The organism is Kineosphaera limosa NBRC 100340 (genome assembly GCF_000298215.1).
Classification (GTDB): Bacteria; Actinomycetota; Actinomycetes; order Actinomycetales; family Dermatophilaceae; genus Kineosphaera; species Kineosphaera limosa.
Genome location: NZ_BAHD01000024.1, coordinates 37,620 through 60,023, shown reverse-complemented (window position 1 = coordinate 60,023; position 22,404 = coordinate 37,620). Strand labels below are relative to the sequence as shown.

Sequence of the window (22,404 nt, the reverse complement as noted above, 5' to 3'; positions counted from 1 at the left end):
ACCTACGAGGTTAGGGAGCCCGGGCGGTCCGGCGCGCATCCGCTCGAATGCCGCGCTGGGCGCTGTTGTCCGCGACGCCGGGCGTCAGGGCTGCAAGGTGCCGATCGGAGCGAGCGTGGGGCGTTTGGCGTCTCGGCCGTCGCCGCTCGACCGGCCGGTGAGGCGACGCCGCACCCAGGGGCCGAGGTAGGCGCGGGCCCACTCGCGGTCGGATCGGCGCTGCTCGGAGCGGTTGGGGGAGGGTTTGCCCGGCATCGGCACGCCCCAGGCGCCGTCGGGTTCGCCGTGCCCTAGAGCGGCCAGCGCGGACGCGGCGACCCGCTCGTGACCGGCCGTCGACAGGTGGATGCGGTCCGGGCCCCACATGCGCCAGTCGCGCAGCGCGTCGTTGCCCCACAGGTCGACGACCCCGCAGCGGTGGCGGCGCGCGATGGCCCAGATGTGCGCGGTGAAGATCGCATTGCGGCCGCGGATGTGCTTGAGCAGCGGTGCCTCGCGCGGATCGGTCGGAGTCGCCAGCAGCACGTCGGCGCCGGTCGCGCGGATGGCCGCGACGGCCTGCTCCAGCCGGGCGGCGAGCGCCTCGATGTCGGCCCGCGGGCGCAGGATGTCGTTGCCGCCGCCCACGATGCTCACCAGGTCGGGCCGTAGCTCGAGCGCCAGCGGGAGCTGGCGGTCGGTGATATCGGCGAGCTTGCGGCCCCGGATGGCCAGGTTCGCGTAGCTGAACTCCCGGCCGTGTTCGGCGGCGTCGACCGCCAGCGCGCCCGCCAGCCGGTCGGCCCACCCGATGTAGGTGCCCGGCCGCGCAGGGTCGGGATCGGACATGCCTTCGGAGAAGGAGTCGCCGATGGCGACGTAACTGCCCCAGTCGCGGGTGGTGATCACGGCAGCCTCCAGTCGACGGGGTTGGCGCCCTGACGGGCGAGCAACTCGTTGGCGCGGCTGAAGGGCCGCGACCCGAAGAAGCCGGAGCGCGCCGACAGCGGCGAGGGATGCGCGCTCTCGATCCGCGGCACGTCCGCGAGCAGCGGAGCCAGGTCGCGGGCATCGCGACCCCACAGGATCGCGACGAGCGGCTGCCCGTCGGTGCCGGCCTGCGCGAGCGCCTCGATGGCGCGCTGGGTCACGGCCTCCCACCCTTTCTTGCGGTGACTGGCCGGAGCGCCGGGCCGCACGGTGAGCACCCGGTTGAGCAGCATGACCCCCTGATCGGCCCACGGCGACAGATCCCCGTTGCTCGGTGCAGCGACGTCGAGGTCGTTCATCAGCTCCTGGTAGATGTTCACCAGGCTGCGGGGGATGGGCCGTACGTCGGGCGCCACGGAGAACGACAGCCCGACCGCGTGCCCCGGCGTCGGATACGGGTCCTGCCCGACGATGAGCACCCGCACGTCGGGCAGCGGCCGCTCGAACGCCCGCAGCACGTGCTGACCACCCGGCAGGTACCCGCGCCCGGCCGCGAGCTCCTCCCGCAGAAACGCCCCCAGCCTGGTCACCTCGTCGGCCACCGGCTCCAACGCGTCCGCCCATGTCGGATGGACGAGCTCGCGCAGCGGCTTGGCAGATGTCGACACGCCCGCGACGTTACCCAACCGCCGCCCTGCGGATCAGCGAGCCCGTGGGGCGCAGCCCCGGGGCGCCGGGGACGTAGCGGATTCTCGACGTACTCGCGATGTGGCCGATTTTCATAACCGCAGGTCAGGGACTTGCGCCCTGCGCCGGAAGTCGCCCCAGTACGTCAAGAAGTCGCTACGTCGGCGCAGACCTCTCGCTCGGGCCCAGGGCAGAGGGGCTAGCGCCCGCGCCGGCGGTCGGCGATGCCGACCGTGATGCCGACAACCAGCGCCAGGCCCAGGCCAACACCGACGACCAGGAAGAGCAGGCCGACGAGCCACAGGCCCGTCTCGTCGGAGGTGGCGGCTCGCCAGGCCCACGGCACGGCCACCCCGATGGTGCCGCCCAGCGGAACGGTGAGCAGCGCCCCGTGGGTGGAGCGCAGGGCGAGCCCGACGGCAACGGCGGCGCAGGTCCCCGCGCAGGCGAGAACCTGCGCCGGGTGGTAGTCCGTGCCGGCGGTCGGCCAGCTCAGCCACGCGGCCCAGGCCAGCGCCCCGCCCGCCGCGGCCAATGCCCCCGCTACCAGCGACGAAAGCCGCCGTTTGCCGTTCGGGGTGTCGTTCATGAGCCCGCCCTTCCTGTGGGGAACTGCTCCCATAGTGGGGCCAACGGCGGTGCCTTCGCCTAGGTCACGGCGAAATGGGGTTCGCCGGTGGTCAGGCGCGGCGCAGCAGCCGGCCGGCGGGGGTCTCGAAGTCGACTTCGGTGCCGCGCAGGTAGGTGCTGCGGACCCGGCCGAACAGCTGCTTGCCGTCGTAGGGCGACAGGGGGTTTCGGTGGTGCAGCTCGGCGACCTTGACGGTGAACGACTCCTCCGGCGCGAACACGGCCAGGTCGCCATCGCGGCCCACCTCGATGCTGCCCTTGTCACTCAGGCCGACGCGCTGCGCGGGGGCGGCCGCCATCCAGTGGGCCACCCGCGCGAGGTCGATGCCGCGCTCGCGGGCGGCGGTCCAGATGACCGGCAGGGTCAGCTGCACCGACGCGATGCCGCCCCACGCGGCGCCGAAGTCGCCGGACTCCAACTCCTTGAGGTCCAGCGTGGAGGGGGAGTGGTCGGAGGCGATGTAGTCGATCGTGCCGTCGAGCAGCCCCTCCCACAGCGCGTCGCTGTTGTGGCCCTCGCGGATCGGGGGGCAGCACTTGTACGCGGTCGCCCCGTCGGGGATGCCCTCGGCGGCCAGAGTCAGGTAGTGCGGGCACGTCTCGACCGACAGATCGATGCCGTCGGCCTTCGCCGATCGGATCATCGGCAAGGCGTCCGAGCTGCTCAGGTGCAGAATGTGCACCTTCGCGCCGGTCCAGCGGGCCCGCTCGATGACCGTCGCGATCGCCAGGTTCTCCGCACCCCGGGGCCGCGAGGCCAAGAACCGCGAGTACGCCGCGCCCCCGGCCTGCGGGGCTCGGTCGATGGACAGGTTATCTTCGGCGTGCACGATCATCATGCCGCCGACCTCGGCGAGCCCGGTCAGGTAGTCCTCCAGCTCGTCGGCGTCCAGCGGCGGAAACTCATCGACGCCCGAGTGCAGCAGGAAGCACTTGAACCCGAACACCCCAGCCTCGTGCAGTTCACGCAAATCTGTGCGGTTGCCCGGCACGGCGCCGCCCCAGAAGCCGACATCCACGAACGCCTGCGGCGCCGCGACCAGCTGCTTGAACTCCAGCGCCTGCGCGTTGACCGTCGAGGGGATGGAGTTCAGCGGCATGTCGAGGATCGTCGTCACCCCGCCGGCCGCGGCCGCCCGGGTCGCCGTCGCGAAACCCTCCCACTGCGTGCGGCCCGGCTCGTTGACGTGCACGTGCGCGTCGACCAGCCCGGGCAGCAACACCTCGTCGTCGGCCAGCTCGCGGACGGTGTCACCGACCAGCCCCGCGCCCAGCGGCTCCACCGCGACGATCCGGCCGTCGCGCACCCCGACCTCGAACGCGCCGACACCCGCCGGCGTCAAGACCTGCGCACCCCGCACCACCAGGTCGAGCCCGTCATCGGCCCGCGCGGGCGAATCGGCAGCCGGCTCCGGGCGCCCGTGCTGCGCCACGTACTCCGCGATCTGCTCCCGGACGCGGCCGGGGGAGTTGAGGGGGGAAAGGCGTGGGTCCTGCGTCATCCCAGGATCCCTCCGATCGGTCTCGTCGGGTCGTGTCGCTGGTTTGCGTGAAGAAACGCTAGCTGCGCCCTTCGGGTGGCGGTGCGGCAAGAGACCCGCACCGCCCCCGACGGGCGCAGATATATCGAGGAGCCGAGGGCGCGTCACTCCATGACGGAGATGGCGGTCGGCGCGTCGAGACCGGACTCGGCGAGCGCCTCGAACTCCATCACGGTGTCGATGCCGACGCCGCCCATCGAGATGTTCGTGACCTTCTCCAGGATGATCTCCACGACGACCGGCACCCGGTGCTGCGCGGCCAGCACCTTCGCCTCCTCCAGCGCGGCCCCGAGGTCGGCCGGGTCGGTCACGCGGATCGCCCGGCACCCCAGCCCCTCGACGACCTTGACGTGGTCGACGCCGTAGCCCGCCGTCTCCGGGGAGTTGATGTTGTCGAAGCCGAGTTGCACGTGATAGTCCATCTCGAACCCGCGCTGCGACTGCCGGATCAACCCCAGGTAGGAGTTGTTGACCAGCACGTGCACGTACGGGATGTTGAACTGCGCACCGACCGCGAGCTCCTCGATGAGGAACTGGAAGTCGTAGTCGCCGGAGAGGGCGACGACCTGGGCGTCGGGCCGCGCGGTGGCCACCCCGAGCGCCGCCGGCATCGTCCAGCCGAGCGGGCCGGCCTGGCCGCAGTTAATCCAGTGCCGCGGCCGGAAGACGTGCAGCAGTTGCGCGCCGGCAATCTGGCTCAACCCGATCGTCGAGACGTACACGGTGTCGGCGTCGAACGCGCGGTTCATCTCCTCGTACACGCGCTGCGGCTTGATCGGGATGTCGTCGAAGTGCGTCTTGCGCTGCAGGGTCGCCTTGCGCTGCGCGACGTCCTTGACCCACACGCCGTAGTCGGGCACCTCCTGGCGCTGCGCACGCTCGCGCGCCTGGGCCAGCAACGCGTCCAGCGCCAACCCCGCGTCGGAGACCACGCCGTAGTCGGGGGCGAACACTCGCCCGATCTGCGTCGGCTCGATGTCGACGTGCACGAACGTGCGGCCCTTGGTGTACACGTCGAGCGCGCCGGTGTGCCGGTTGGCCCAGCGGTTGCCGATGCCGAGCACGAAGTCGGCCTCGAGCATCGTCGCGTTGCCGTAGCGGTGGGAGGTCTGCAGACCCACCATGCCGGCGTGCAGCGGGTGGTTGTCGGGGATGATCCCCCAGCCCATGAGGGTGGGGATGACCGGGATCTGCAGCAGCTCGGCCAGCTCCACGAGCTTGTCGGCCGCGTCGGCGTTGATGATCCCGCCGCCGGCGACGAGCACCGGGCGCTGGCTCGCGGTGAGCAGGTCGAGCACCTTGTTGGCCTGCGCCGGTGTCATCGCGGGCTTGGCCACGGGCAGCGGCTCGTAGGTGTCGATGTCGAAGTCGATCTCGGTGAGTTGCACGTCCAGCGGCAGGTCGATGAGCACCGGGCCGCGGCGGCCCTCGCGCATCAGCCAGAAGGCCCGCTGGAACGTACCGGGCACCTGCGCGCCCTCCTTGACCGTCACGGCCCACTTGCTGACGGGACCGGCGATGGCGGCGATGTCGACGGCCTGAAAGTCCTCTTTGTCGAGCTTGGCGATCGGCGCCTGCCCGGTGATGCACAGAATCGGGATCGAGTCGGCCGAGGCCGAGTAGAGACCGGTGATCATGTCGGTGCCGGCGGGCCCGGAGGTGCCCGTGCAGACACCGATGTTGCCCGGCGCCGCGCGGGTGTACCCCTCGGCCATGTGGGAGGCGGCCTCGACGTGGCGGGCCAGCACGTGCTTGATCCCGCCGTGGGACCGCATGGCGGAGTAGAGGGGGTTGATGGCGGCGCCCGGCAGTCCGAAGACCTGGGTCGCGCCCTCCTTCTCCATGATGAGCACGGCGGCGTCGACGGCTCTCATCTTGGGCATGGTCGTGCTCCTACTTCTGTTCGCGGCCCGAGAGCTGCTGCACCAGCAACATGAGGGCGGAGTGGTCGAGGTGGCCGTAGCCGAGTTGGCGGGCGTAGGCCATCAGCTGGGCGGTGTGCGCGCCGAGGGGGATCGCGACGCCGGCCTCGCGGGCGGCGGCGATGATGATGCCCATGTCCTTGTGGTGCAGGTCGATGCGGAAGCCGGGGTTGAACTCACCGGCGGTCATCGAGGCGGCCTTGCGGTCGAGGATGCGGTTGCCCGCCAGCCCCCCGGCCAGCACCTCGATCGCCGCCTCGGTGTCGACGCCGTAGGCCTGGAGGAAGACGAGCGCCTCGGCGACGAGTTCGATCGTGCCGGCGACGATGAGCTGGTTGGCGGCCTTGACCGTCTGGCCCGACCCGCTCGGGCCGACGTAGACGATGGTCTTGCCGACCGCCTCGAGTACGGGCTTGGCCTCGTCGAAGACGCCCTTGTCGCCACCGACCATGATCGACAGCGCGGCGTCGATTGCGCCCTGCTCGCCGCCGGAGACCGGGGCGTCGAGGCAGCGCAGGCCCTTCTCGGAGGCGGCCTTCGCGACGGCCACGGCGACGTCGGGTCGGATGGTGCTCGCGTCGATCCAGATGGCACCGGCCTTGGCGTTGGCGGCGATGCCGTCGTCGCCGAGTGCGACCTCCTCGACGTCGGGGGAGTCGGGGACCATCGTGATGATGACGTCGGCGTCGCGGACGGCCTCGGCGACACTGCCGGCTCCGCGGCCGCCCTTCTCGACCAGGGCCTGGACCTTCTCCGGGCTGCGGTTGTAGCCGACTACGTCGTAACCGGCCGTCGCGAGGTTGGCGGCCATCGGGCCGCCCATGATGCCCAGGCCGATGACGGCGACGGTCTGCTTGTTTTCAGTCACGTTTGCTCCTTGGTCAGGCGGGAGGTCGGGAGGGGGAGGGCCTGGTCAGGCGGGCTGGTCGCGCTGGTCGCGCGGCAGCCAGGCGAAGGGGTCGGCGGCGGCGGTCTTGTACTCCAGGCCGATCCAGCCGTCGTAGCCGCCGGTGCGGGAGTCGGCGATCCACTGGGCCAGCGGCAGGTCGCCGGTGCCGGGTTCGCCGCGACCGGGGGCGTCGGCGATCTGGATGTGGCCGAAGTCCGCCGCGTGGTCGGCGACGACGGCGGCGACGTCGTCTCCATTGACCGCCAGGTGGTAGAAGTCCGCGAGGAAGCGCACGTTGTCGACGCCGGCGCCTCGAACGCGGTCGATGATCGCGAACGTCTCGGCGGCCGTCTTCAGCGGGTACTGCTCGGCGCCGGAGACGGGCTCGAGGAGCACGATGCCGCCGATGCGCTGCACGGCCCGGCCGGCGGCGGCGAGGTTCTCGACGCCCAACTCGTCGGCCTCCTGGGGCGAGCATTCGTCGTTGCGCAGCCCGTAGAGGGCGTTGAAGGCGCGGCAGCGGAGGCGCTCGCCGATACCGACGACGACGTCGATGTTGTCGGTGAACTCGCTGGCACGGCTCTGCCACGAAACGAGGCCGCGGTCGCCGGCCGGCATGTCGCCGGCGAAGAAGTTGAGCCCGGTCAGCTGCACGCCGGCGTCCTCGATCGATCGGACGAACTCGTCGACCTGCGCATCGGAGGGGACCGCGGTGGCGAAGGGCCACCAGAACTCCACTCCCGTGAAGCCCGCCTGTGCGGCGGCGGCCGGGCGCTGGAGCAACGGCACGGAGTCCAGCAGGATCGAGCAGTTGACGGTGTAGCTGGCCACGAGGCCCTCCTCGGGTAGGTTCTGCAGATTCCATAATATGGAAAATAAATACTGTTATGTGGAAACGCTAGAAGCGCCGGATACTGCTTGTCAACCCTGCGCCCTTCAGCGTGGGCGACTGAGTCGGACCGGCCTGACCGGTTGGGGTCGCCGCGGCTCGACTCGACTCTGCGCTACGCGACCCGATGATGCTGCTCACAGCGGTAGCTGAAGGAAATATGCTGGGGCCATGCCAGTGAACGACGATGCCGCTGCTGTCTCGGAGGCCCCCGCCGCGGCTCGGGGTGGCGGTGTCCAGTCTGTGGAGCGCGTTTTCGACCTGATGGAAATCATCGCGGACGCCGGCGGTGAGATCTCGCTCAGCGACCTCGCGGCGTCATCGCAACTGCCGTTGCCGACGATCCACCGGCTGCTGCGCACGCTCGTCGCCCTGGGCTACGCGCGGCAGCTGCCGTCGCGCCACTACGCCCTCGGCGCGCGCCTCATCCGCCTGGGGGAGCAAGCCGGCAAGCAGCTCGGCACCCTCGCGGGGCCCCAGCTCAAGCGACTCGTCGACGAGCTCGGCGAGACCGCCAACCTCGCGATGCTCGACGGCGACGGCGCCGTCTATGTCGCGCAACGCCCCTCGCCGCACGCCATGCGCATGTTCACGGAGGTGGGTCGCCGCGTGCCGCTGCACAACACGGGCGTCGGCAAGGCCTTGCTCAGCACGATGGGCGACGCTGAGGTGGCTCGGATTATCAGCCGCACGGGCCTGGCGCCCCAGCGCACCCCCAAGAGTCATGCCACGCCCGAGGAGCTGCTCGCCGACCTGGCGACGATCCGCGAGCAGGGCTACGCCGTCGACGATGAGGAGCAGGAGCTCGGTGTGCGCTGCTACGCGCTGACCGTGCCGGGCGCCCCGGTCCCCATCGCGCTGAGCGTGTCCGGGCCGCTCGCCCGCGTCGACCTGCGCTTCGCGGCGCGCGCACTGCCGGTGCTGCGCGATGCCGCGGAGGTGCTCGGGCGGGAGCTGGCCCGCAACTGACGGGGTCGTCGGCGTGTCGGCGCCGGTGCTGGTGTCACCGTTGGATGCCGGCGGCGGTCGGGGATATATCCACGACCATGGATTGAAGGTATCGCTTGGTGGATACTAAAGTCCATCTAGCGGAAAAATGTTTGCTCCTGACGGAAGGTCACCGATGTCGTCCAGCCCGCCCCAGAGCCTGAGTCAGACCGTGCTCGACGAGATCGACGCGCAGCTGGCATCGACCGACGCCTTCCTCGAGCGCACCTATCCCGGCGAGACCGGCCGCCGCCAGCCTGTGCACACCGTCTACGTGCCCGCCGATCGCTTCGACGCCGACCTGCCGGCCCGTTGGGGCCAGGAAGCGATCGCGGCCGTCGAGGAGTTCGGCGGCATCGACGCGCTGTGTCGCGAGGTCGGCCTGAGCGACGAGCTCACGGAGCAGGTCGCCCCTCGCGTCGTCGCGAAACTGCAGAGCGAGCCGATCGAAGACCTGCGGATCGACCTCGAAGACGGCTACGGCAACCGCGGCGACGACGCCGAAGACGCCGACCTGGCCCGCGCCACCGACCAGCTCAAGACCGCCATCGGCGACGGCCGCGCCACGCCGTTCTACGGCATCCGGTTCAAGTGCTTCGAGGCTCCCACCCGCCGCCGCGGGCTACGCACCCTCGACCGCTTTCTCTCCGCCGTCGCCGACGGAGGCGACGTGCCCGACGGACTCGTCCTCACTCTCCCCAAGGTCAGCACGGTCAGCCAGGTCGAGGCGATGGTCACCGCCTGCGCCGCCCTGGAGTCGGCGCTGCGGCTGAGCCCGGGGCGCATCGGTTTCGAAATCCAGGTCGAGACACCGCAGCTCATCCTCGGCGCCGACGGCACCATCCCCGTCGTCGCGGCTCTGCACGCCGGAGCCGGGCGGGTCACTTCCCTGCACTACGGCACCTACGACTACTCCGCCTCCCTGGGCGTCAGCGCCGAGTACCAGTCGATGGAGCACCCGGTGGCCGACCAGGCCAAAGCGCTCATGCAGCTGGCCGTCGCCGGCACCGGGGTGCACCTGTCCGACGGTTCGACCAACGTGCTGCCGATCGGCGGGCGCGAGCAGACCGCCGCCGCCTGGCGGTTGCACCATCGGCTCGTCACCCGCTCGCTGACGGGCGCCATCTACCAGGGCTGGGACATGCACCCCGGCCACCTGCCGACCCGCTATATCGCCAACTACGCGTTCTACCGCGAGGGCATGGCCCGAGCGACCGGGCGCCTGCACGCCTACCTGCACAAGACCGCCGGCGCCGTCATGGACGAGCCCGCCACCGCGCGCGCCCTGGCCCGCTACCTCTACCGTGGCTATTCCTGCGGGGCCATCGACGAGGCGGAACTGCGCGCGGGCACCGGGCTCGACGCCGCCCGCCTCGAGCTGCTGGCCCGACCCAAGTCCGATACCGAGAACGTCCTGACAGCAACCGAATGAGGCCCGGCCATGCCCTACTACACCCCTCGCGGCGGCCTGCCCCCGCAAACCGACCTGACGACCGACCGCGCGACGTTCACGCAGGCCTATGCCGTGCTGCCGGCCCGCACGATGAGCGACATCACGACGAGCTACCTGCCGCACTGGCGGGAGACCCGGCTGTGGATCATCGCTCGCCCGCTGACGGGCTTCGCCGAGACGTTCAGCCAGTACATCGTCGAGGTGTCGCCGGGCGGCGGCAGCGACCGACCGGAGACCGATCGCAGCGCCGAGGCGGTGCTCTTCGTCGTCGACGGGGCGCTGACGCTGACGCTCGAGGGTCAGCAGCACGCCCTGGAGGCGGGCGGCTACGCCTTTCTGACGCCCGGGTCCGACTGGGAGCTGCGCAACGACTCCGACGCCACCGCGACATTCCATTGGGTGCGTAAGAGCTACGAGGAGGTCGAGGGCATCGACCGCCCAGAGTCCTTTGTGACCAGTGACGCCGCGGTCGAGCCGACGCCGATGCCCGACACCGGCGGTGTGTGGGCCACGACCCGCTTCGTCGACCCCGCCGACCTGCGGCACGACATGCACGTCAACATCGTGACGTTCCAGCCCGGCGGCGCCATCACGTTCCCCGAGACGCACGTCATGGAGCACGGGCTGTACGTGCTGCAGGGCAAGGCCGTCTATCTGCTGAATACCGATTGGGTCGAGGTGCAGGCCGGCGACTACATGTGGCTGCGCGCCTACTGCCCGCAGGCCTGCTACGCCGGCGGCCCCGAACCGTTCCGGTACCTGCTGTACAAGGACGTCAACCGGCACCCCGGCCTACGTCCGCCGTTCCGCTGACCAGGCCTGCCGAAATGGCCGCGGCCCCGACTCCGGTGGGAGTCGGGGCCGCAGCTTTGGCGGGGTTTGCCGGGTGCCTCAGGCGTCGCCGCCGGCGTTGCCAGACTTGCCGGCCTTGACGTTGAGCAGCTCGTACTTGTCCGCGGCCTGGCGGGGCACGTCGGCGTCGACCTTGCCCTCCTGGGCCAGCAGCTGCAGCGCGCGCACGACGACGCTGTGGCTGTCGATGTGGAAGTACCGGCGAGCCGCGGCCCGAGTGTCGGAGAACCCGTGGTCGTCGGCGCCCAACGATGCGAACGGCTTGTCGACGTACTGGCGGATGAGGTCCGGCAGGTCCGAGACGTAGTCACTCGTGGCGACGACCGGCCCCTGCGTGGCACCGAGAGTGGCCGTCACGTACGGCACGCGCGCCTCCTCCTCCGGGTGCAGGAAGGCGTGCTTCTCGGCGGCCAGAGCGTCGCGGCGCAGCTCGTTCCACGAGGTGACCGACCAGATGTCGGCCGACACGCCCCAGTCCTGCTCGAGGATCTGCTGCGCGTCGATGATCCACGGCACGGCCACGCCGGAGGCGAGCAGCTGCACCTTGGGGCCGTCGCCGGAGCCCTCGGCGAGCCGGTACATCCCCTTGACGATGCCGTCGACGTCGATGCCCTCGGGCTCCTTGGGCTGCAGGATCGGCTCGTTGTACACCGTGATGTAGTACATGACGTTCTTGGCCTGCGGGCCGTACATCTCTTCCATGCCGGCCCGCACGATGTGCGCGATCTCGTACCCGTACGCCGGGTCGTAGCTCTTGATGGCCGGGTTGGTGGAGGCCAGCAGCGGTGAGTGGCCGTCGGCGTGCTGCAGGCCCTCGCCGGTCAGCGTGGTGCGCCCGGCGGTGGCGCCGATGACGAACCCGCGGGCCATCTGGTCCATCGCCGCCCAGAACGAGTCGCCGGTGCGCTGGAAGCCGAACATCGAGTAGAAGATGTAGATCGGCACCATCGGCTCGCCGTGCGTGGAGTACGAGGTGCCGACCGCTGTGAACGCCGCCGTCGAGCCCGCCTCGTTGATACCTGTGTGCAGCAGCTGCCCCGACTCCGACTCCTTGTAGGCCAGCAGCTGGGCGCGGTCGACCGCCTTGTAGGTCTGCCCCCGCGGGTTGTAGATCTTGGCGGTCGGGAAGAAGCTGTCCATGCCGAAGGTACGCGCTTCGTCGGGAATGATCGGCACGATGCGCTTGCCGAACTCCTTGTCGCGCATGAGGTCGCGCACCAATCGCACGAACGCCATCGTGGTGGCCGCCTGCTGCTTGCCCGAGCCCTTGCGCGGCCCGTCGTAGGTCTTCTCCGGCGGCACGGTCAGCGAGCGCGTCTTCGTGCGGCGCTGCGGCACGCCGCCACCGAGCTCCTTGCGGCGCTGCATCATGTACTTGATCGCGTCGTTGTCGGCCCCCGGGTGGTAGTAGGGCACGTTGTAGGTGTCCTCGAGCTCCTTGTCGCTCAGCGGCACGTCGAGGAAGTCGCGGAACAGCTTCAGGTCGGCGTTGGTCAGCTTCTTCATCTGGTGCGTGGCGTTGCGCGCCTCGAAGTTGCTGCCCAGGCCGTAGCCCTTGACGGTGTGCGCGAGCACGACGGTCGGCTGGCCCTGGTGCGCGGTCGCCGCCGCGTACGCCGCGTACATCTTGTGGTAGTCGTGACCGCCGCGGCGCAGCGACCAGATCTTCTCGTCGCTCCAGTCCTCGACGAGCTTGAGCGCGCCGGCCGAGCGGCCGAAGAACTCCTCGCGCACGTACTTGCCCGACTCGCCCTTGTAGGTCTGGAAGTCGCCGTCGGGGATCTCGTTCATGATCTTGACCAGCGAGCCGTCCACGTCGTTCTCGATCAGCTCGTCCCACTCGCGGCCCCAGAGGACCTTGACGACGTTCCAGCCGGCCCCGCGGAAGAGACCCTCGAGCTCCTGCACGATCTTGCCGTTACCGCGCACCGGGCCGTCGAGGCGCTGCAGGTTGCAGTTGATGACGAACGTGAGGTTGTCGAGGCGCTCGTTGGCGGCCAGCTGCAGGAAGCCGCGGCTCTCCGGCTCGTCCATCTCGCCGTCACCGAGGAAGGCCCACACGTGCTGGTCGCTGGTGTCCTTGATGCCGCGGTTGTGCAGATAGCGGTTGAACTGCGCCTGGTAGACGGCGTTCATCGGGCCCAGGCCCATCGACACCGTCGGGAACTGCCAGAACTCCGGCATGAGCCGTGGGTGCGGATACGAGGGGATGCCGTTGGGGGCGGCCGAGCGGTCCTGACGGAAGCCGTCGAGCTGCTCCTGGCTCAGGCGACCCTCCATGAAGGCGCGGGCGTACATGCCGGGGGAGGCGTGGCCCTGCAAGAACACCTGGTCGCCGCCACCGGGGTGGTCCTGCCCGCGGAAGAAGTGGTTCTGGCCCACCTCGTAGAGGGCCGACGCGCCGGCGTACGTGGAGATGTGGCCGCCGACGGAGAGGTGCGCCCGCTGCGCGCGCTGCACGATCATCGCCGCGTTCCAGCGGATCCAGCGGCTGTACTGGCGCTCGGCCTCCTCGTCGCCGGGGTACTCCGGCTCCTGGGAGATGGGGATCGTGTTGACGTAATCGCTCGTTAGCTTCGGCTCCGGAGCGACACCAAGAGCAGCCGCGCGGGCACCGAGGGAGGCGAGCATCTCGCGGGCGCGCTCGGCGCCGCGCTCGGAGACCAGACCCTCGAACGACTCGATCCACTCGGCAGTCTCTTCGGGGTCCACGTCCGGGCCGTACAGCGGGTTCTTCTCAGGGTTTTCCATACCGGGTGTCCTCCTGTGGTCGGCGGGTGGTCGGAAACGTCAGGTTGGCTCGGCAGGCCAGCGGCCCGACCCGCGCGCGGCGGGTCGGGCCGAGGTCTTACGGCGAGGATGCGGACATCTTCCCGGCAGCCTAGTGGTCGTGGCCAGACTGCTCCGCTCCGAGTCTCACGGGTTTTCCGTCGGCATCGAGCAGCGGCACCTCGGTGCCGTCCTTGTCGACGATCCGCCCGTTCTCGATGCGGTCGCCCTCGCGCAGGTTGCGGATCCACTGGGCCTCGGCGAGGTCGATGTGCCGCCCGGCCTCGACGAACACCGACGATCCCGGCTTCTGCCGGGCGAACCGGATCTCGTTGAACCAGATGTTGAGCAGGATGGCAACGACCGCCGCCGAGCTGATGCCCGAGTGGAAGATCGTGCCCCACCAGGTCGGGAAGCTGTCCCAGAAGGTGGGGGCGGCGATCGGGATGAGGCCGGCCCCGACCGACGTGGCGACGATGACGAGGTTCATGTTGCCGGCGTACTCGACCTTGGCCAGCGTGCGGATACCCGCGGCCGCGACGGTGCCGAAGAGCACGATGCCGGCACCGCCCAGCACCGGCGTGGGGATCGCCGCGACCACGCGGCCCAGGATCGGCAGCAGGCCGAGCACGACGAGGATGGCGCCGCCGGCGGTGACGACGAACCGAGACTTGACGCCGGTGATGGCGACCAGCCCGACGTTCTGCGCGAACGCGCTCTGGGTGAAGCCGTTGAAGAACGGCGCGAGCATCGAGGAGCCCATGTCGGCCCGCAGCCCGTCGCCGATGCGCTTGCGGTCGATGTCGGTTTCGACGATCTCGCCGACGGCGATGATGTCGGCGGCGGTCTCGGTGAGGATGACGAGTACGACGATGAACATCGAGATGATCGCGGCCACCTCGAAGATCGGCGGTCCGAAGGCCAGGGGGGTTGGGACGGCGAACACCGGTCCCGACCCCACTCCGGAAAAGTTGGCCATGCCGATGGCCCACGCACCCAGGGTCCCGACGACGATCGCGAGCAGAATCGAGAGCCGCGAGATCGCCGGCACGTTGGCCCGCGACAGGACCAGCACGACGACCAGCGTGAAGCCGGCCAACAGCACGTTGGACATCGACCCGTAGTCGTCGGCCTGCCGGTTGCCGCCCATGGCCCAGTTGGCGGCCACCGGCATGAGGCTCAGGCCGATGACCGTGATGACCGTGCCGGTGACCACCGGTGGGAAGAACCTGATGATCCGGGCGAAGACCGGGGTGATGAGCAGGCCGAGCGCCGCCGAGGCCAGGACCGCGCCGAAGGCCGCCTGGATGCCGCTGCCGCCGTGCACGATCGCCACCAGCGTGGCGACGCTGGCGAAGGAGGTGCCTTGCACCAGCGGCAACTGGCTACCGAACCACGGCACCCCGACGGACTGCAGGATGGTGGCCAGCCCGCCGACGAACAGGCAGCTGGCCACGAGCAGGCCGATCTGGGTGGTGTCGGCGCCGGCGGCGGCGCCCACGATGAGCGGCGGCGCAATGATGCCGCCGTACATCGTCAGCACGTGCTGGGCACCGTAGGCAAGGCTCTTGCCGATGCCGAGGTATTCGTCCTCGGGCCGTGCGGGTGCCGGACGCGCGGCGGCGTCGGGGGCTTGTGAGGTCGCCATAGACAGCTCTCCTTCGGACGTCGGCGGATCGCTCAGCAGAAGCCGGCGATGCCGACCCAGGCCTCGTCGGCGGACTGGGCGCCCTCGCGGGTGAAGGTCGCCTCGATGAGCCCATACGGGCGGTCGGCGGCGTAGAACACCTCGCCGGGGTTGTCGAGGTCGCAGAACGAGAGGTCGGACAGGAAGTGGTGCTTGTTGGGGCAGCTGAACTTGATTTCGTCCACCTCCGAGTGCTTGGCCAGCACCTGCTGCGCCATCTTGTACAGCGTCTCCTGCAGCGCCCGCGAGTAGTGGTCGGTGAACGCGGTCATGATCGTTGCTTTGATGCTGTCGTAGGAGGCGTTGAAGTCGACATCGGTCGAGTTGTACCGCCACCGGGTGGAGATGTCGGTGGCCATGATGCGATCGTCGGTCTCGGCCAGGGTCGTGTACTGGTCGCGGGGGAAACCGGCGAAGCCGGATTGCGTCGTCTTCATGACCGTCAGGTCGTAGAAGCCGCTGATCAGGGCGTCCTTGTCGCCGTCGCGCACGAGCACGGCGGTGCGGATCTCGGGGGCGCTGCGGTAGAAGCAGTGGTCGTTGTCGTCGATGCGACTCCAGCCGTACTGCTCGGCCTGCCAGCGACCGCCGGTCACCCAGTCGAACTCGCTCGTGAAGTGGTTTGCGAGCTTGAGGAGCAGTTGTTCTGGGGAGTCGATGTGATCGCGGGCGAACGCGAAGATCGTGTTCTTCTGCGTGTCGGTCGCCACGACGTGGCCGTTGTCGCCCTGCAGGTGTGCGCCTGCGAAGTCGCCGCGCAGTTGTGAGGTGACGTTGAGATCGATGATCTCGTGTCGATCCGTGTCACGCGTGACCCGCACTACGCGATTCTCGGCCTTGCCGTACTGGTTCTTGGTGAGGATGACGTTGCTGCTCATGATCAGACTCCTTGCCCGGATATCTCTGCTCTGCAGTGTGTTGTGTGCAATTCAGGCGGTGGGCTGCCGGGAAGGCCCCGGCTCCTGGGTCAGCTACCGCGGTAGGTGGAGAAGGCGAACGGGCTCAGCAGGAGCGGCACGTGATAGTGCTGTTCGGCTGCGTCGACTCTGAAGTCGATCGTCACGCTGGGATAGAACGTGGCCTGGTCGCGGGCGGCGAAGTACTCGCCGGTGGAGAAGGTGATCCGGTAGACGCCGGATTCCAGGGTCGGTGGGCCCAGCTCCGGCACGCGACCGTCGTCGTTCGTGCGGGCTCGGGCGATCGGGGTGCCGTCGGCGGTGGTGAGGTGCACGTCGATGCCGGCGGCTGGGGCGCCGCGGACGGAGTCGAGCACGTGGGCGGTGACGAAGCTGGCGTGGCTCATGCCGACAGGGCTCCCTGGAGTCGAAGAATGGCGATCTGGCGCAGCTGGTCGGCGACTTCGGCCGACTCGGTCTCGTCGTCGTTGCTCAGGCGTCGCGTCAGCTGTTCGAGAATCTCTGCGGTGCTGCGGCCGGCGGCACGGATGAGGAAGACCCGATCGAAGCGCGCCTCGTACTCGGCATTCCCGGCGCGCAGCGCAGCGGTCAACTCCTCGTCGATCGACAGCCCGGACTGCTCGCTGCGCGAGAGCGTGGCCTCCCTCGAGTCGCCGGCCGCGCGCTCTCCGATGCGCGGGTGGTGGGCCAGGGCGGCGTCCACTTCGTCGGGGCGCAGGGGGCTTGCGGCGAGGTGAGCGCTCGCCACGACCGACTCGATGTCGTCGTAGGGTCGGCCGGACACGATCTCCTCGATCCAGCGGTCGATGGGCAGGCAGGGGCGCAGCGTCTGCGCGGCCTCCTGTGGGCTGGCCGCGTTGAACTGCGCCAGCGTCGTGGTCGTCATCGCGACGTCCTCCCTGTTGTCGTGGCGGACCGTGGGCCAGCGAATCTCTTAGATTCCGTCATATGGAAATGTAATTCCATTCCTGACAATCTGGCTGAGCGGCGTCGACGTGTCAAGGGTTCTGGCGAATGCCGGGGCGTCATGGGGCAGATATATCGCTGCGGGCCGACAGGGGCCAGCCCGCCGCCGGGGCAGTGAATCTTGTCGGTGCCCGCCGATACGGTCGGGCCAGCCGCCCCGGCTCGCGGGAGTCGAGGGTGAATGACACCTCTGTCATTACCTGGCACCATGGGCGGCGGACCAGCTGGAGCAGGCCCGCACGTAAGGCGGGGGGAGAGGATGGAGTCCGATGGCGGCCGAAGCGCAGTCGCACGACCTGGTCGACGGGCCGATGGCCCTCAGTGAACAAGCCGTGGCCATCCTGTCGTTCGAGCGGCAGTGGTGGAAGTACCCAGGGGCCAAGGAGCAGTCGATCCGGGAGCTCTTCGGGATCAGTGCCACCCGCTACTACCAGGAGCTCAACGCGCTGATCGACTCCTCGGCCGCTCTGGCGCACGACCCGCTGTTGGTCAAGCGGCTGCGCCGCATGCGCTCCTCCCGGCAGAAGGCCCGCACGGCCCGTCGCCTGGGCATGGGCTGAGCCGCCCACATCCGATGCTGCGCGAGGCCGCCGATCTGTGTGATCGGCGGCCTCGTCGTTTGCACTCTCGGGGGTCGAGTGCTAATCATTGAGTTAGCACTCTCGGGTGCCGAGTGATAACCGCGGCCAGGTCTGGCCTGTCCGCCTCCGTCTCACTACGGCCTCCCGGGATGTGAAGCAAGGTCTCGGATCGGGTCCGATGAGGGCCGGCGTCCCTGCCGCGAAACGGCGCGGGAAGGGCGCGGCTCGTCCGTCGCGGGCATCGCCTGGTCCTGTTAATCCGCAACGTGTGGGAGGAACCACCGCACATGGCCAAGATCATTGCGTTCGACGAAGAGGCCCGGCGCGGTCTTGAGCGGGGCATGAACCAGCTCGCCGACGCCGTCAAGGTAACCCTCGGCCCCAAGGGCCGCAACGTCGTCCTGGAGAAGAAGTGGGGCGCCCCCACGATCACCAACGACGGTGTCTCCATCGCCAAGGAGATCGAGCTCGACGACCCCTACGAGAAGATCGGCGCCGAGCTGGTCAAGGAGGTCGCCAAGAAGACCGACGACGTCGCCGGTGACGGCACGACGACGGCCACCGTGCTCGCCCAGGCCCTCGTCAAGGAGGGCCTGCGCAACGTCGTCGCGGGTGCGAACCCGATGGCGCTCAAGCGCGGCATCGAGAAGGCCACCCAGGCCGTCTCCGACGAGCTGCTCTCGATGGCCAAGGACGTCGAGACCAAGGAGCAGATCGCCGCGACCGCGTCGATCTCCGCCGCTGACCCCCAGATCGGCGAGATGATCGCCGAGGCGATGGACAAGGTCGGCAAGGAAGGCGTCATCACCGTCGAGGAGAGCAACACCTTCGGGCTCGAGCTCGAGCTCACCGAGGGTATGCGCTTCGACAAGGGCTACATCTCCGCTTACTTCGTCACCGACCCCGAGCGCATGGAGGCCGTCCTGGAGGACGCCTACGTGCTCGTCGTCAACTCCAAGATCGGCTCGATCAAGGACCTCATCCCGCTCCTGGACAAGACCAAGCAGGCCGGCAAGCCGCTGCTGATCATTGCCGAGGACGTCGAGGGTGAGGCCCTGGCGACGCTGGTGCTCAACCAGATCCGCCGCATCATCAACGTCTGCGCCGTCAAGGCCCCCGGCTTCGGCGACCGTCGCAAGGCGATGCTCGGCGACATTGCCACCCTCACCGGTGGCCAGGTCATCTCCGAGGAGGTCGGCCTCAAGCTCGAGTCGACGGACCTCGACCAGCTGGGCACCGCCCGCAAGATCGTCGTCACCAAGGACGAGACCACGATCGTCGAGGGCGGCGGCGACGCCGACCAGATCGCCGGTCGCGTCAAGCAGATCCGTAACGAGATCGAGAAGTCGGACTCCGACTACGACCGCGAGAAGCTCCAGGAGCGCCTCGCCAAGCTCGCCGGCGGCGTCGCCGTCATCAAGGCGGGCGCGGCCACCGAGGTCGAGCTCAAGGAGCGCAAGCACCGCATCGAGGACGCGGTGCGCAACGCCAAGGCCGCCGTCGAAGAGGGCATCGTCGCCGGTGGCGGCGTCGCCCTCATCCAGGCCGGTGACACTGCGCTCGGCAAGCTCGAGCACGAGCTCACCGGTGATGAGGCGACCGGCGCGAACATCGTCAAGGTCGCCATCGAGGCTCCGCTCAAGCAGATCGCGGTCAACGCCGGTCTCGAGGGTGGCGTCGTCGCGGAGAAGGTGCGCAACCTTCCCGCGGGTGAGGGCCTCGACGCCGCGACGGGTCAGTACGTCGACCTCATCAAGGCCGGCATCATCGACCCCGCCAAGGTGACGCGCTCCGCACTGCAGAACGCGGCCTCCATCGCCGCGCTCTTCCTGACCACCGAGGCCGTCATCGCCGACAAGCCGGAGAAGGCCGCCGCGCCTGCCGGTGGCGGCGACGACATGGGTGGCATGGGCGGCATGGGCTTCTGAGCCCAGCTTCCTGAACTACGCGGCGGGCCGCACTCCTTCGGGGGTGCGGCCCGTTTCGTGTGGGCTGCCGCATGCTGGACCATGCCGATCCCGGTCGGCTGTCGTGTTCGGGCAGCAGAGCTCGACGCGATCGGCATGGGGGCTGCGACTTGGTGGCGAACGACGTACATGAACGAGATCGGCTGGCCGGAGCGAGGCGCTGACCTGCGACGTTCCGCGTTGGATGAGGCCGCGAGCACGTTGACGTACGCCGTTCGCCACAGGTCACGACCGTGAGCGGTCGTGAGACGCCGCGTCAGGCTCCGGGGCGACGCGAGGTCGTCATGCGCTCGGGAGCGGTGGAGCGCAGCGGATCACCCGCACGTCGCCCTCGATGTCGAGCGCGCCGGCCCCGTGCGGGGTGACGATGGTCGTCCCGCGGGTCAGCTCGAGTTCGCCTGCGCCCCAGCGCAGTCGGCCGGTGCCCTCGAGGACGACAAGGACGGCGAATCCCGGCTCGATCGTGGCGGAGCCGGCGACGGTCAGCCGCTCGGCCCGGAAGAAGCCGTCGGCCTCCGGCGGCAGCAGCGACACGCGCGCACCCTGAGACGGTCGGCGATGCAGCTCGGCGAGGCGCTCGGATGTCACGGCGCCGGTCGGCACGGCGGCAAGTGCCGTGTTGACATCGAGCCCCAGGAGCGCGGTCTCCCGGCTCAAGGCGGGGAAGGGTGCGTACTCCAGGATGATCGACAGATCCGTGGGCTCCTGCACCTCGACGATCGTGATGCCCTCGCCGATCGAGTGGGGCGTGCCGGCGGGGACGTACAGCGAATCGCCTGCCTGAACCGTGATCTCGTGGAGCGCGTCGAGCTGCGCCGTCACGTCCTGGCGCTCGAACCAGTCGGCGAGCTCGTCCTGACCGACGTCGCGCCGCCACCCGAGCCACACGGTGCCGGTCGGTGAATCGCCGGTGTCGGCGATGAGCCAGGCCTCGGTCTTGCCGCGTGACGAGTCGAGGTGGCGCTGGGCGAAGGCGCCGTCCGGATGGACGTGATTGAACAGTCGCTCACCGGTGTGCAGCAGTTTGACGAGCACCCCGGTGTCGGCGCCGAACCGCTCGACGTGCTCGGCACCCAGCCAGGCGACCGGCTCGGCCTGGACCGCGTCACGCAGGGTGCGGCCGTCGGGCAGGACGGTGAGGCCGATGGTGTCGGTGCCGTGGCAGGTCGTCGTCGAGGCGACGAAGTCCTCCGGCGTGTGCCGGTCGAGTGACCCCTCGCCGCGCAGGGCGACGATGCCGGCGCCCCCGCGGTAGGGGCGGTCGGCGGGCTGGTTGGGGCGCAGGCGGATGGGGTTCATGGCGGTCTCCTGAGATCGGGTGGTGAGGGGCGATCAGACGCGGGTGGTGATGGCGCCGTGCTCGAGCTCCTGCTCGATGTCCTCGAGGGTGCGGCCCTTGGTCTCGGGCAGGATGCGCCAGAGCACGGCGGCTCCCGTGACGGCGAAGACGGCGAACGCCCAGAAGAGCACGGTGGCGCTGAGGTGCGTGATGACGGTGAGCACGACGAGGGAGATCACGAGGTCGAGGCCCCAGTGGGTCACGGTGCCGAAGGACGAGGCCTTGCCGCGCACGTGATTGGGGAAGATCTCGCTGTTGACGAGCCAGATCGCGATGCCGAGGCTCGCCGCGAAGAGTCCTTCGTAGACGACGAGGCCGACGACGAGGAGCTGGCCGATGAGTTCGGTCTGCGGGAAGAGGTAGAGCGCGCCGATGGCGACGAGGGCGATCGCGACGAGCAGGGTGCCGCCGATGAGCAGCGGGCGTCGCCCGAGGACGTCGACGAGTAGCAGGCCGATGAGCGTGAAGAGGAGGAACGCGCCACCGATCCCGACCGAGGCGAGAATGGCCGCGGAGTCGCCGAACCCGGCGCGTGTCAGCATCGTCGGCGCGTAGTAGATGATCGCGTTCACACCGGCGAGCTGATTGGTCGCCGCGACGACGACGCCGATCGTGATGCCGCGACGCACGCCGCGTGAGGCGAACAGGCTGCGCCACGAGACGGCGCGCTCCTGCGCGGTGGCCTCGGCGATCTGGCCCAGCTCACCGGCCACCTCCGCGGGGTCGGGGCGCAGGCGGTCGAGGATGCCGCGGGCGCGCTCGACCTGGCCGCGGGCGGCCAACCATCGGGGGCTCTCGGGGAGTCCGAGCATCCCGACGAACATGATGAGCGCCGGCACGGCGGCCAGCCCGATCATCCAGCGCCACGACTGCGTCGGCGCGAGTGCGTAGCCGACGAGGTAGGAGACGAAGATGCCGAGGGCGACGAAGAGCTGGTTGAAGGACACGAGCCGGCCGCGGACCTTCGCCGGGGCGATCTCGGCGATGTACATGGGGACGGCCAGCGACGAGGCGCCGACGCACAGCCCCAGCACGAAGCGGGACGCGAAGATCACCGGGAGCCACGGGACGGCGGAGCTGCCGAGCGCGCCGAGCGTGTAGAGGAGCGCGAGCCCGATGAGCGTCGGCTTGCGACCGAAGCGGTCCGCCACCGTGCCGCCGACGAGGACGCCGACGATGGCTCCGGCGAGGAGCACGGCCACGAAGGCCTGCTGTGCGAACTCTCCGAGCGAGTACTCCGGGGTCACGTAGAGGAGCGCCGCCGAGACGATGCCCGTGTCGTAGCCGAAGAGCAGCCCGCCGAGGCCCGCGACGATGGCGGCCTTCGGCACGGTGCCGCGCCGGTAGGGACTCGGCGGCACCTCGTGCGCCGGAGCGGGCGCCGCGTGGGTTGTGGTCACGTGTTCTCTCCTGACTTCC

19 protein-coding genes are annotated in these 22,404 nt (G+C 69.6%); 5 read left to right on the top strand and 14 right to left on the bottom strand.

Features of this window, described 5'->3' with window-relative positions; genetic code table 11:
* Positions 1 to 84: 84 nt before the first annotated feature.
* From KILIM_RS08115 to KILIM_RS08085, 7 genes are all read right to left on the bottom strand, one after another.
* Complete coding sequence (locus KILIM_RS08115) at positions 85 to 888, bottom strand: SGNH/GDSL hydrolase family protein (RefSeq protein WP_006592175.1); 804 nt, start codon at positions 886 to 888, stop codon at positions 85 to 87.
* Complete coding sequence (locus KILIM_RS08110; protein ID WP_040562654.1) at positions 885 to 1,577, bottom strand: uracil-DNA glycosylase; 693 nt, start codon at positions 1,575 to 1,577, stop codon at positions 885 to 887. Before KILIM_RS08110 ends, KILIM_RS08115 begins: the two co-directional genes overlap by 4 nt.
* A gap of 218 nt (positions 1,578 to 1,795) precedes the next feature.
* Complete coding sequence (locus tag KILIM_RS08105; RefSeq protein WP_006592173.1) at positions 1,796 to 2,185, bottom strand: hypothetical protein; 390 nt, start codon at positions 2,183 to 2,185, stop codon at positions 1,796 to 1,798.
* Between the two features lie 91 nt (positions 2,186 to 2,276).
* Positions 2,277 to 3,728, bottom strand: a complete 1,452-nt coding sequence (allB, locus tag KILIM_RS08100) for an allantoinase AllB (protein WP_006592172.1) — start codon at positions 3,726 to 3,728, stop codon at positions 2,277 to 2,279.
* A gap of 143 nt (positions 3,729 to 3,871) precedes the next feature.
* On the bottom strand, positions 3,872 to 5,650 hold the full coding sequence (gcl, locus tag KILIM_RS08095; RefSeq protein WP_006592171.1) for a glyoxylate carboligase: 1,779 nt from the start codon (positions 5,648 to 5,650) through the stop codon (positions 3,872 to 3,874).
* A 10-nt stretch (positions 5,651 to 5,660) separates the two neighbouring features.
* Entirely contained in the window at positions 5,661 to 6,557 is an 897-nt protein-coding gene (locus KILIM_RS08090; protein ID WP_006592170.1) for a 2-hydroxy-3-oxopropionate reductase, read from the bottom strand.
* 45 nt (positions 6,558 to 6,602) lie between these two features.
* Positions 6,603 to 7,409 carry a hydroxypyruvate isomerase family protein gene (locus KILIM_RS08085; protein ID WP_006592169.1) on the bottom strand — a complete coding sequence of 269 codons (807 nt, stop codon included), beginning with the start codon at positions 7,407 to 7,409 and terminating at the stop codon, positions 6,603 to 6,605.
* Positions 7,410 to 7,638: 229 nt separating this feature from the next.
* Here KILIM_RS08085 and KILIM_RS08080 point away from each other — a divergent pair, with 229 nt between their 5' ends.
* The 3 genes from KILIM_RS08080 to KILIM_RS08070 all read left to right on the top strand — a co-directional run bounded on the left by KILIM_RS08080 (position 7,639) and on the right by KILIM_RS08070 (position 10,720).
* Positions 7,639 to 8,436 carry an IclR family transcriptional regulator gene (locus tag KILIM_RS08080; RefSeq protein ID WP_006592168.1) on the top strand — a complete coding sequence of 266 codons (798 nt, stop codon included), beginning with the start codon at positions 7,639 to 7,641 and terminating at the stop codon, positions 8,434 to 8,436.
* Between the two features lie 154 nt (positions 8,437 to 8,590).
* Positions 8,591 to 9,886 carry a DUF6986 family protein gene (locus tag KILIM_RS08075; protein WP_006592167.1) on the top strand — a complete coding sequence of 432 codons (1,296 nt, stop codon included), beginning with the start codon at positions 8,591 to 8,593 and terminating at the stop codon, positions 9,884 to 9,886.
* Positions 9,887 to 9,895: 9 nt separating this feature from the next.
* Complete coding sequence (locus KILIM_RS08070) at positions 9,896 to 10,720, top strand: bifunctional allantoicase/(S)-ureidoglycine aminohydrolase (protein WP_006592166.1); 825 nt, start codon at positions 9,896 to 9,898, stop codon at positions 10,718 to 10,720.
* A gap of 78 nt (positions 10,721 to 10,798) precedes the next feature.
* Here the strand turns inward: KILIM_RS08070 and aceE are convergent, their stop codons facing one another.
* The 5 genes from aceE to uraD all read right to left on the bottom strand — a co-directional run bounded on the left by aceE (position 10,799) and on the right by uraD (position 17,018).
* Positions 10,799 to 13,510, bottom strand: coding sequence for a pyruvate dehydrogenase (acetyl-transferring), homodimeric type (aceE, locus tag KILIM_RS08065; protein ID WP_006592165.1), 2,712 nt, complete (start codon positions 13,508 to 13,510; stop codon positions 10,799 to 10,801).
* A 130-nt stretch (positions 13,511 to 13,640) separates the two neighbouring features.
* Positions 13,641 to 15,176, bottom strand: a complete 1,536-nt coding sequence (locus KILIM_RS08060; RefSeq protein ID WP_006592164.1) for a nucleobase:cation symporter-2 family protein — start codon at positions 15,174 to 15,176, stop codon at positions 13,641 to 13,643.
* 32 nt (positions 15,177 to 15,208) lie between these two features.
* Entirely contained in the window at positions 15,209 to 16,093 is an 885-nt protein-coding gene (gene pucL / locus KILIM_RS08055; RefSeq protein WP_006592163.1) for a factor-independent urate hydroxylase, read from the bottom strand.
* Positions 16,094 to 16,182: 89 nt separating this feature from the next.
* Complete coding sequence (gene uraH, locus KILIM_RS08050) at positions 16,183 to 16,518, bottom strand: hydroxyisourate hydrolase (protein ID WP_006592162.1); 336 nt, start codon at positions 16,516 to 16,518, stop codon at positions 16,183 to 16,185.
* Positions 16,515 to 17,018, bottom strand: coding sequence for a 2-oxo-4-hydroxy-4-carboxy-5-ureidoimidazoline decarboxylase (uraD, locus tag KILIM_RS08045; protein WP_006592161.1), 504 nt, complete (start codon positions 17,016 to 17,018; stop codon positions 16,515 to 16,517). Before uraD ends, uraH begins: the two co-directional genes overlap by 4 nt.
* A gap of 349 nt (positions 17,019 to 17,367) precedes the next feature.
* On the opposite strand from uraD, the gene KILIM_RS08040 reads away from it, so the two are divergent.
* Together KILIM_RS08040 and groL are read left to right on the top strand one after the other, a co-directional pair.
* Entirely contained in the window at positions 17,368 to 17,658 is a 291-nt protein-coding gene (locus tag KILIM_RS08040; RefSeq protein WP_006592160.1) for a DUF3263 domain-containing protein, read from the top strand.
* A 308-nt stretch (positions 17,659 to 17,966) separates the two neighbouring features.
* Entirely contained in the window at positions 17,967 to 19,607 is a 1,641-nt protein-coding gene (groL, locus tag KILIM_RS08035; protein ID WP_006592159.1) for a chaperonin GroEL, read from the top strand.
* A gap of 321 nt (positions 19,608 to 19,928) precedes the next feature.
* Here the strand turns inward: groL and KILIM_RS08030 are convergent, their stop codons facing one another.
* Both KILIM_RS08030 and KILIM_RS08025 read right to left on the bottom strand, forming a co-directional pair.
* Complete coding sequence (locus KILIM_RS08030) at positions 19,929 to 20,945, bottom strand: class I mannose-6-phosphate isomerase (protein WP_006592158.1); 1,017 nt, start codon at positions 20,943 to 20,945, stop codon at positions 19,929 to 19,931.
* Positions 20,946 to 20,978: 33 nt separating this feature from the next.
* Complete coding sequence (locus KILIM_RS08025) at positions 20,979 to 22,385, bottom strand: sugar porter family MFS transporter (protein ID WP_006592157.1); 1,407 nt, start codon at positions 22,383 to 22,385, stop codon at positions 20,979 to 20,981.
* Between the last annotated feature and the right edge of the window lie 19 nt (positions 22,386 to 22,404).

Coding starts and splice junctions, on each gene's coding strand:
- KILIM_RS08080 (WP_006592168.1), top strand. CDS start 7,639: ATGCCAGTGAACGACGATGCCGCTGCTGTCTCGGAGGCCCCCGCCGCG.
- uraD (WP_006592161.1), bottom strand. CDS start 17,018: ATGACGACCACGACGCTGGCGCAGTTCAACGCGGCCAGCCCACAGGAG.
- KILIM_RS08030 (WP_006592158.1), bottom strand. CDS start 20,945: ATGAACCCCATCCGCCTGCGCCCCAACCAGCCCGCCGACCGCCCCTAC.
- KILIM_RS08060 (WP_006592164.1), bottom strand. CDS start 15,176: ATGGCGACCTCACAAGCCCCCGACGCCGCCGCGCGTCCGGCACCCGCA.
- pucL (WP_006592163.1), bottom strand. CDS start 16,093: ATGAGCAGCAACGTCATCCTCACCAAGAACCAGTACGGCAAGGCCGAG.
- groL (WP_006592159.1), top strand. CDS start 17,967: ATGGCCAAGATCATTGCGTTCGACGAAGAGGCCCGGCGCGGTCTTGAG.
- aceE (WP_006592165.1), bottom strand. CDS start 13,510: ATGGAAAACCCTGAGAAGAACCCGCTGTACGGCCCGGACGTGGACCCC.
- KILIM_RS08105 (WP_006592173.1), bottom strand. CDS start 2,185: ATGAACGACACCCCGAACGGCAAACGGCGGCTTTCGTCGCTGGTAGCG.
- allB (WP_006592172.1), bottom strand. CDS start 3,728: ATGACGCAGGACCCACGCCTTTCCCCCCTCAACTCCCCCGGCCGCGTC.
- gcl (WP_006592171.1), bottom strand. CDS start 5,650: ATGCCCAAGATGAGAGCCGTCGACGCCGCCGTGCTCATCATGGAGAAG.
- uraH (WP_006592162.1), bottom strand. CDS start 16,518: ATGAGCCACGCCAGCTTCGTCACCGCCCACGTGCTCGACTCCGTCCGC.
- KILIM_RS08070 (WP_006592166.1), top strand. CDS start 9,896: ATGCCCTACTACACCCCTCGCGGCGGCCTGCCCCCGCAAACCGACCTG.
- KILIM_RS08075 (WP_006592167.1), top strand. CDS start 8,591: ATGTCGTCCAGCCCGCCCCAGAGCCTGAGTCAGACCGTGCTCGACGAG.
- KILIM_RS08040 (WP_006592160.1), top strand. CDS start 17,368: ATGGCGGCCGAAGCGCAGTCGCACGACCTGGTCGACGGGCCGATGGCC.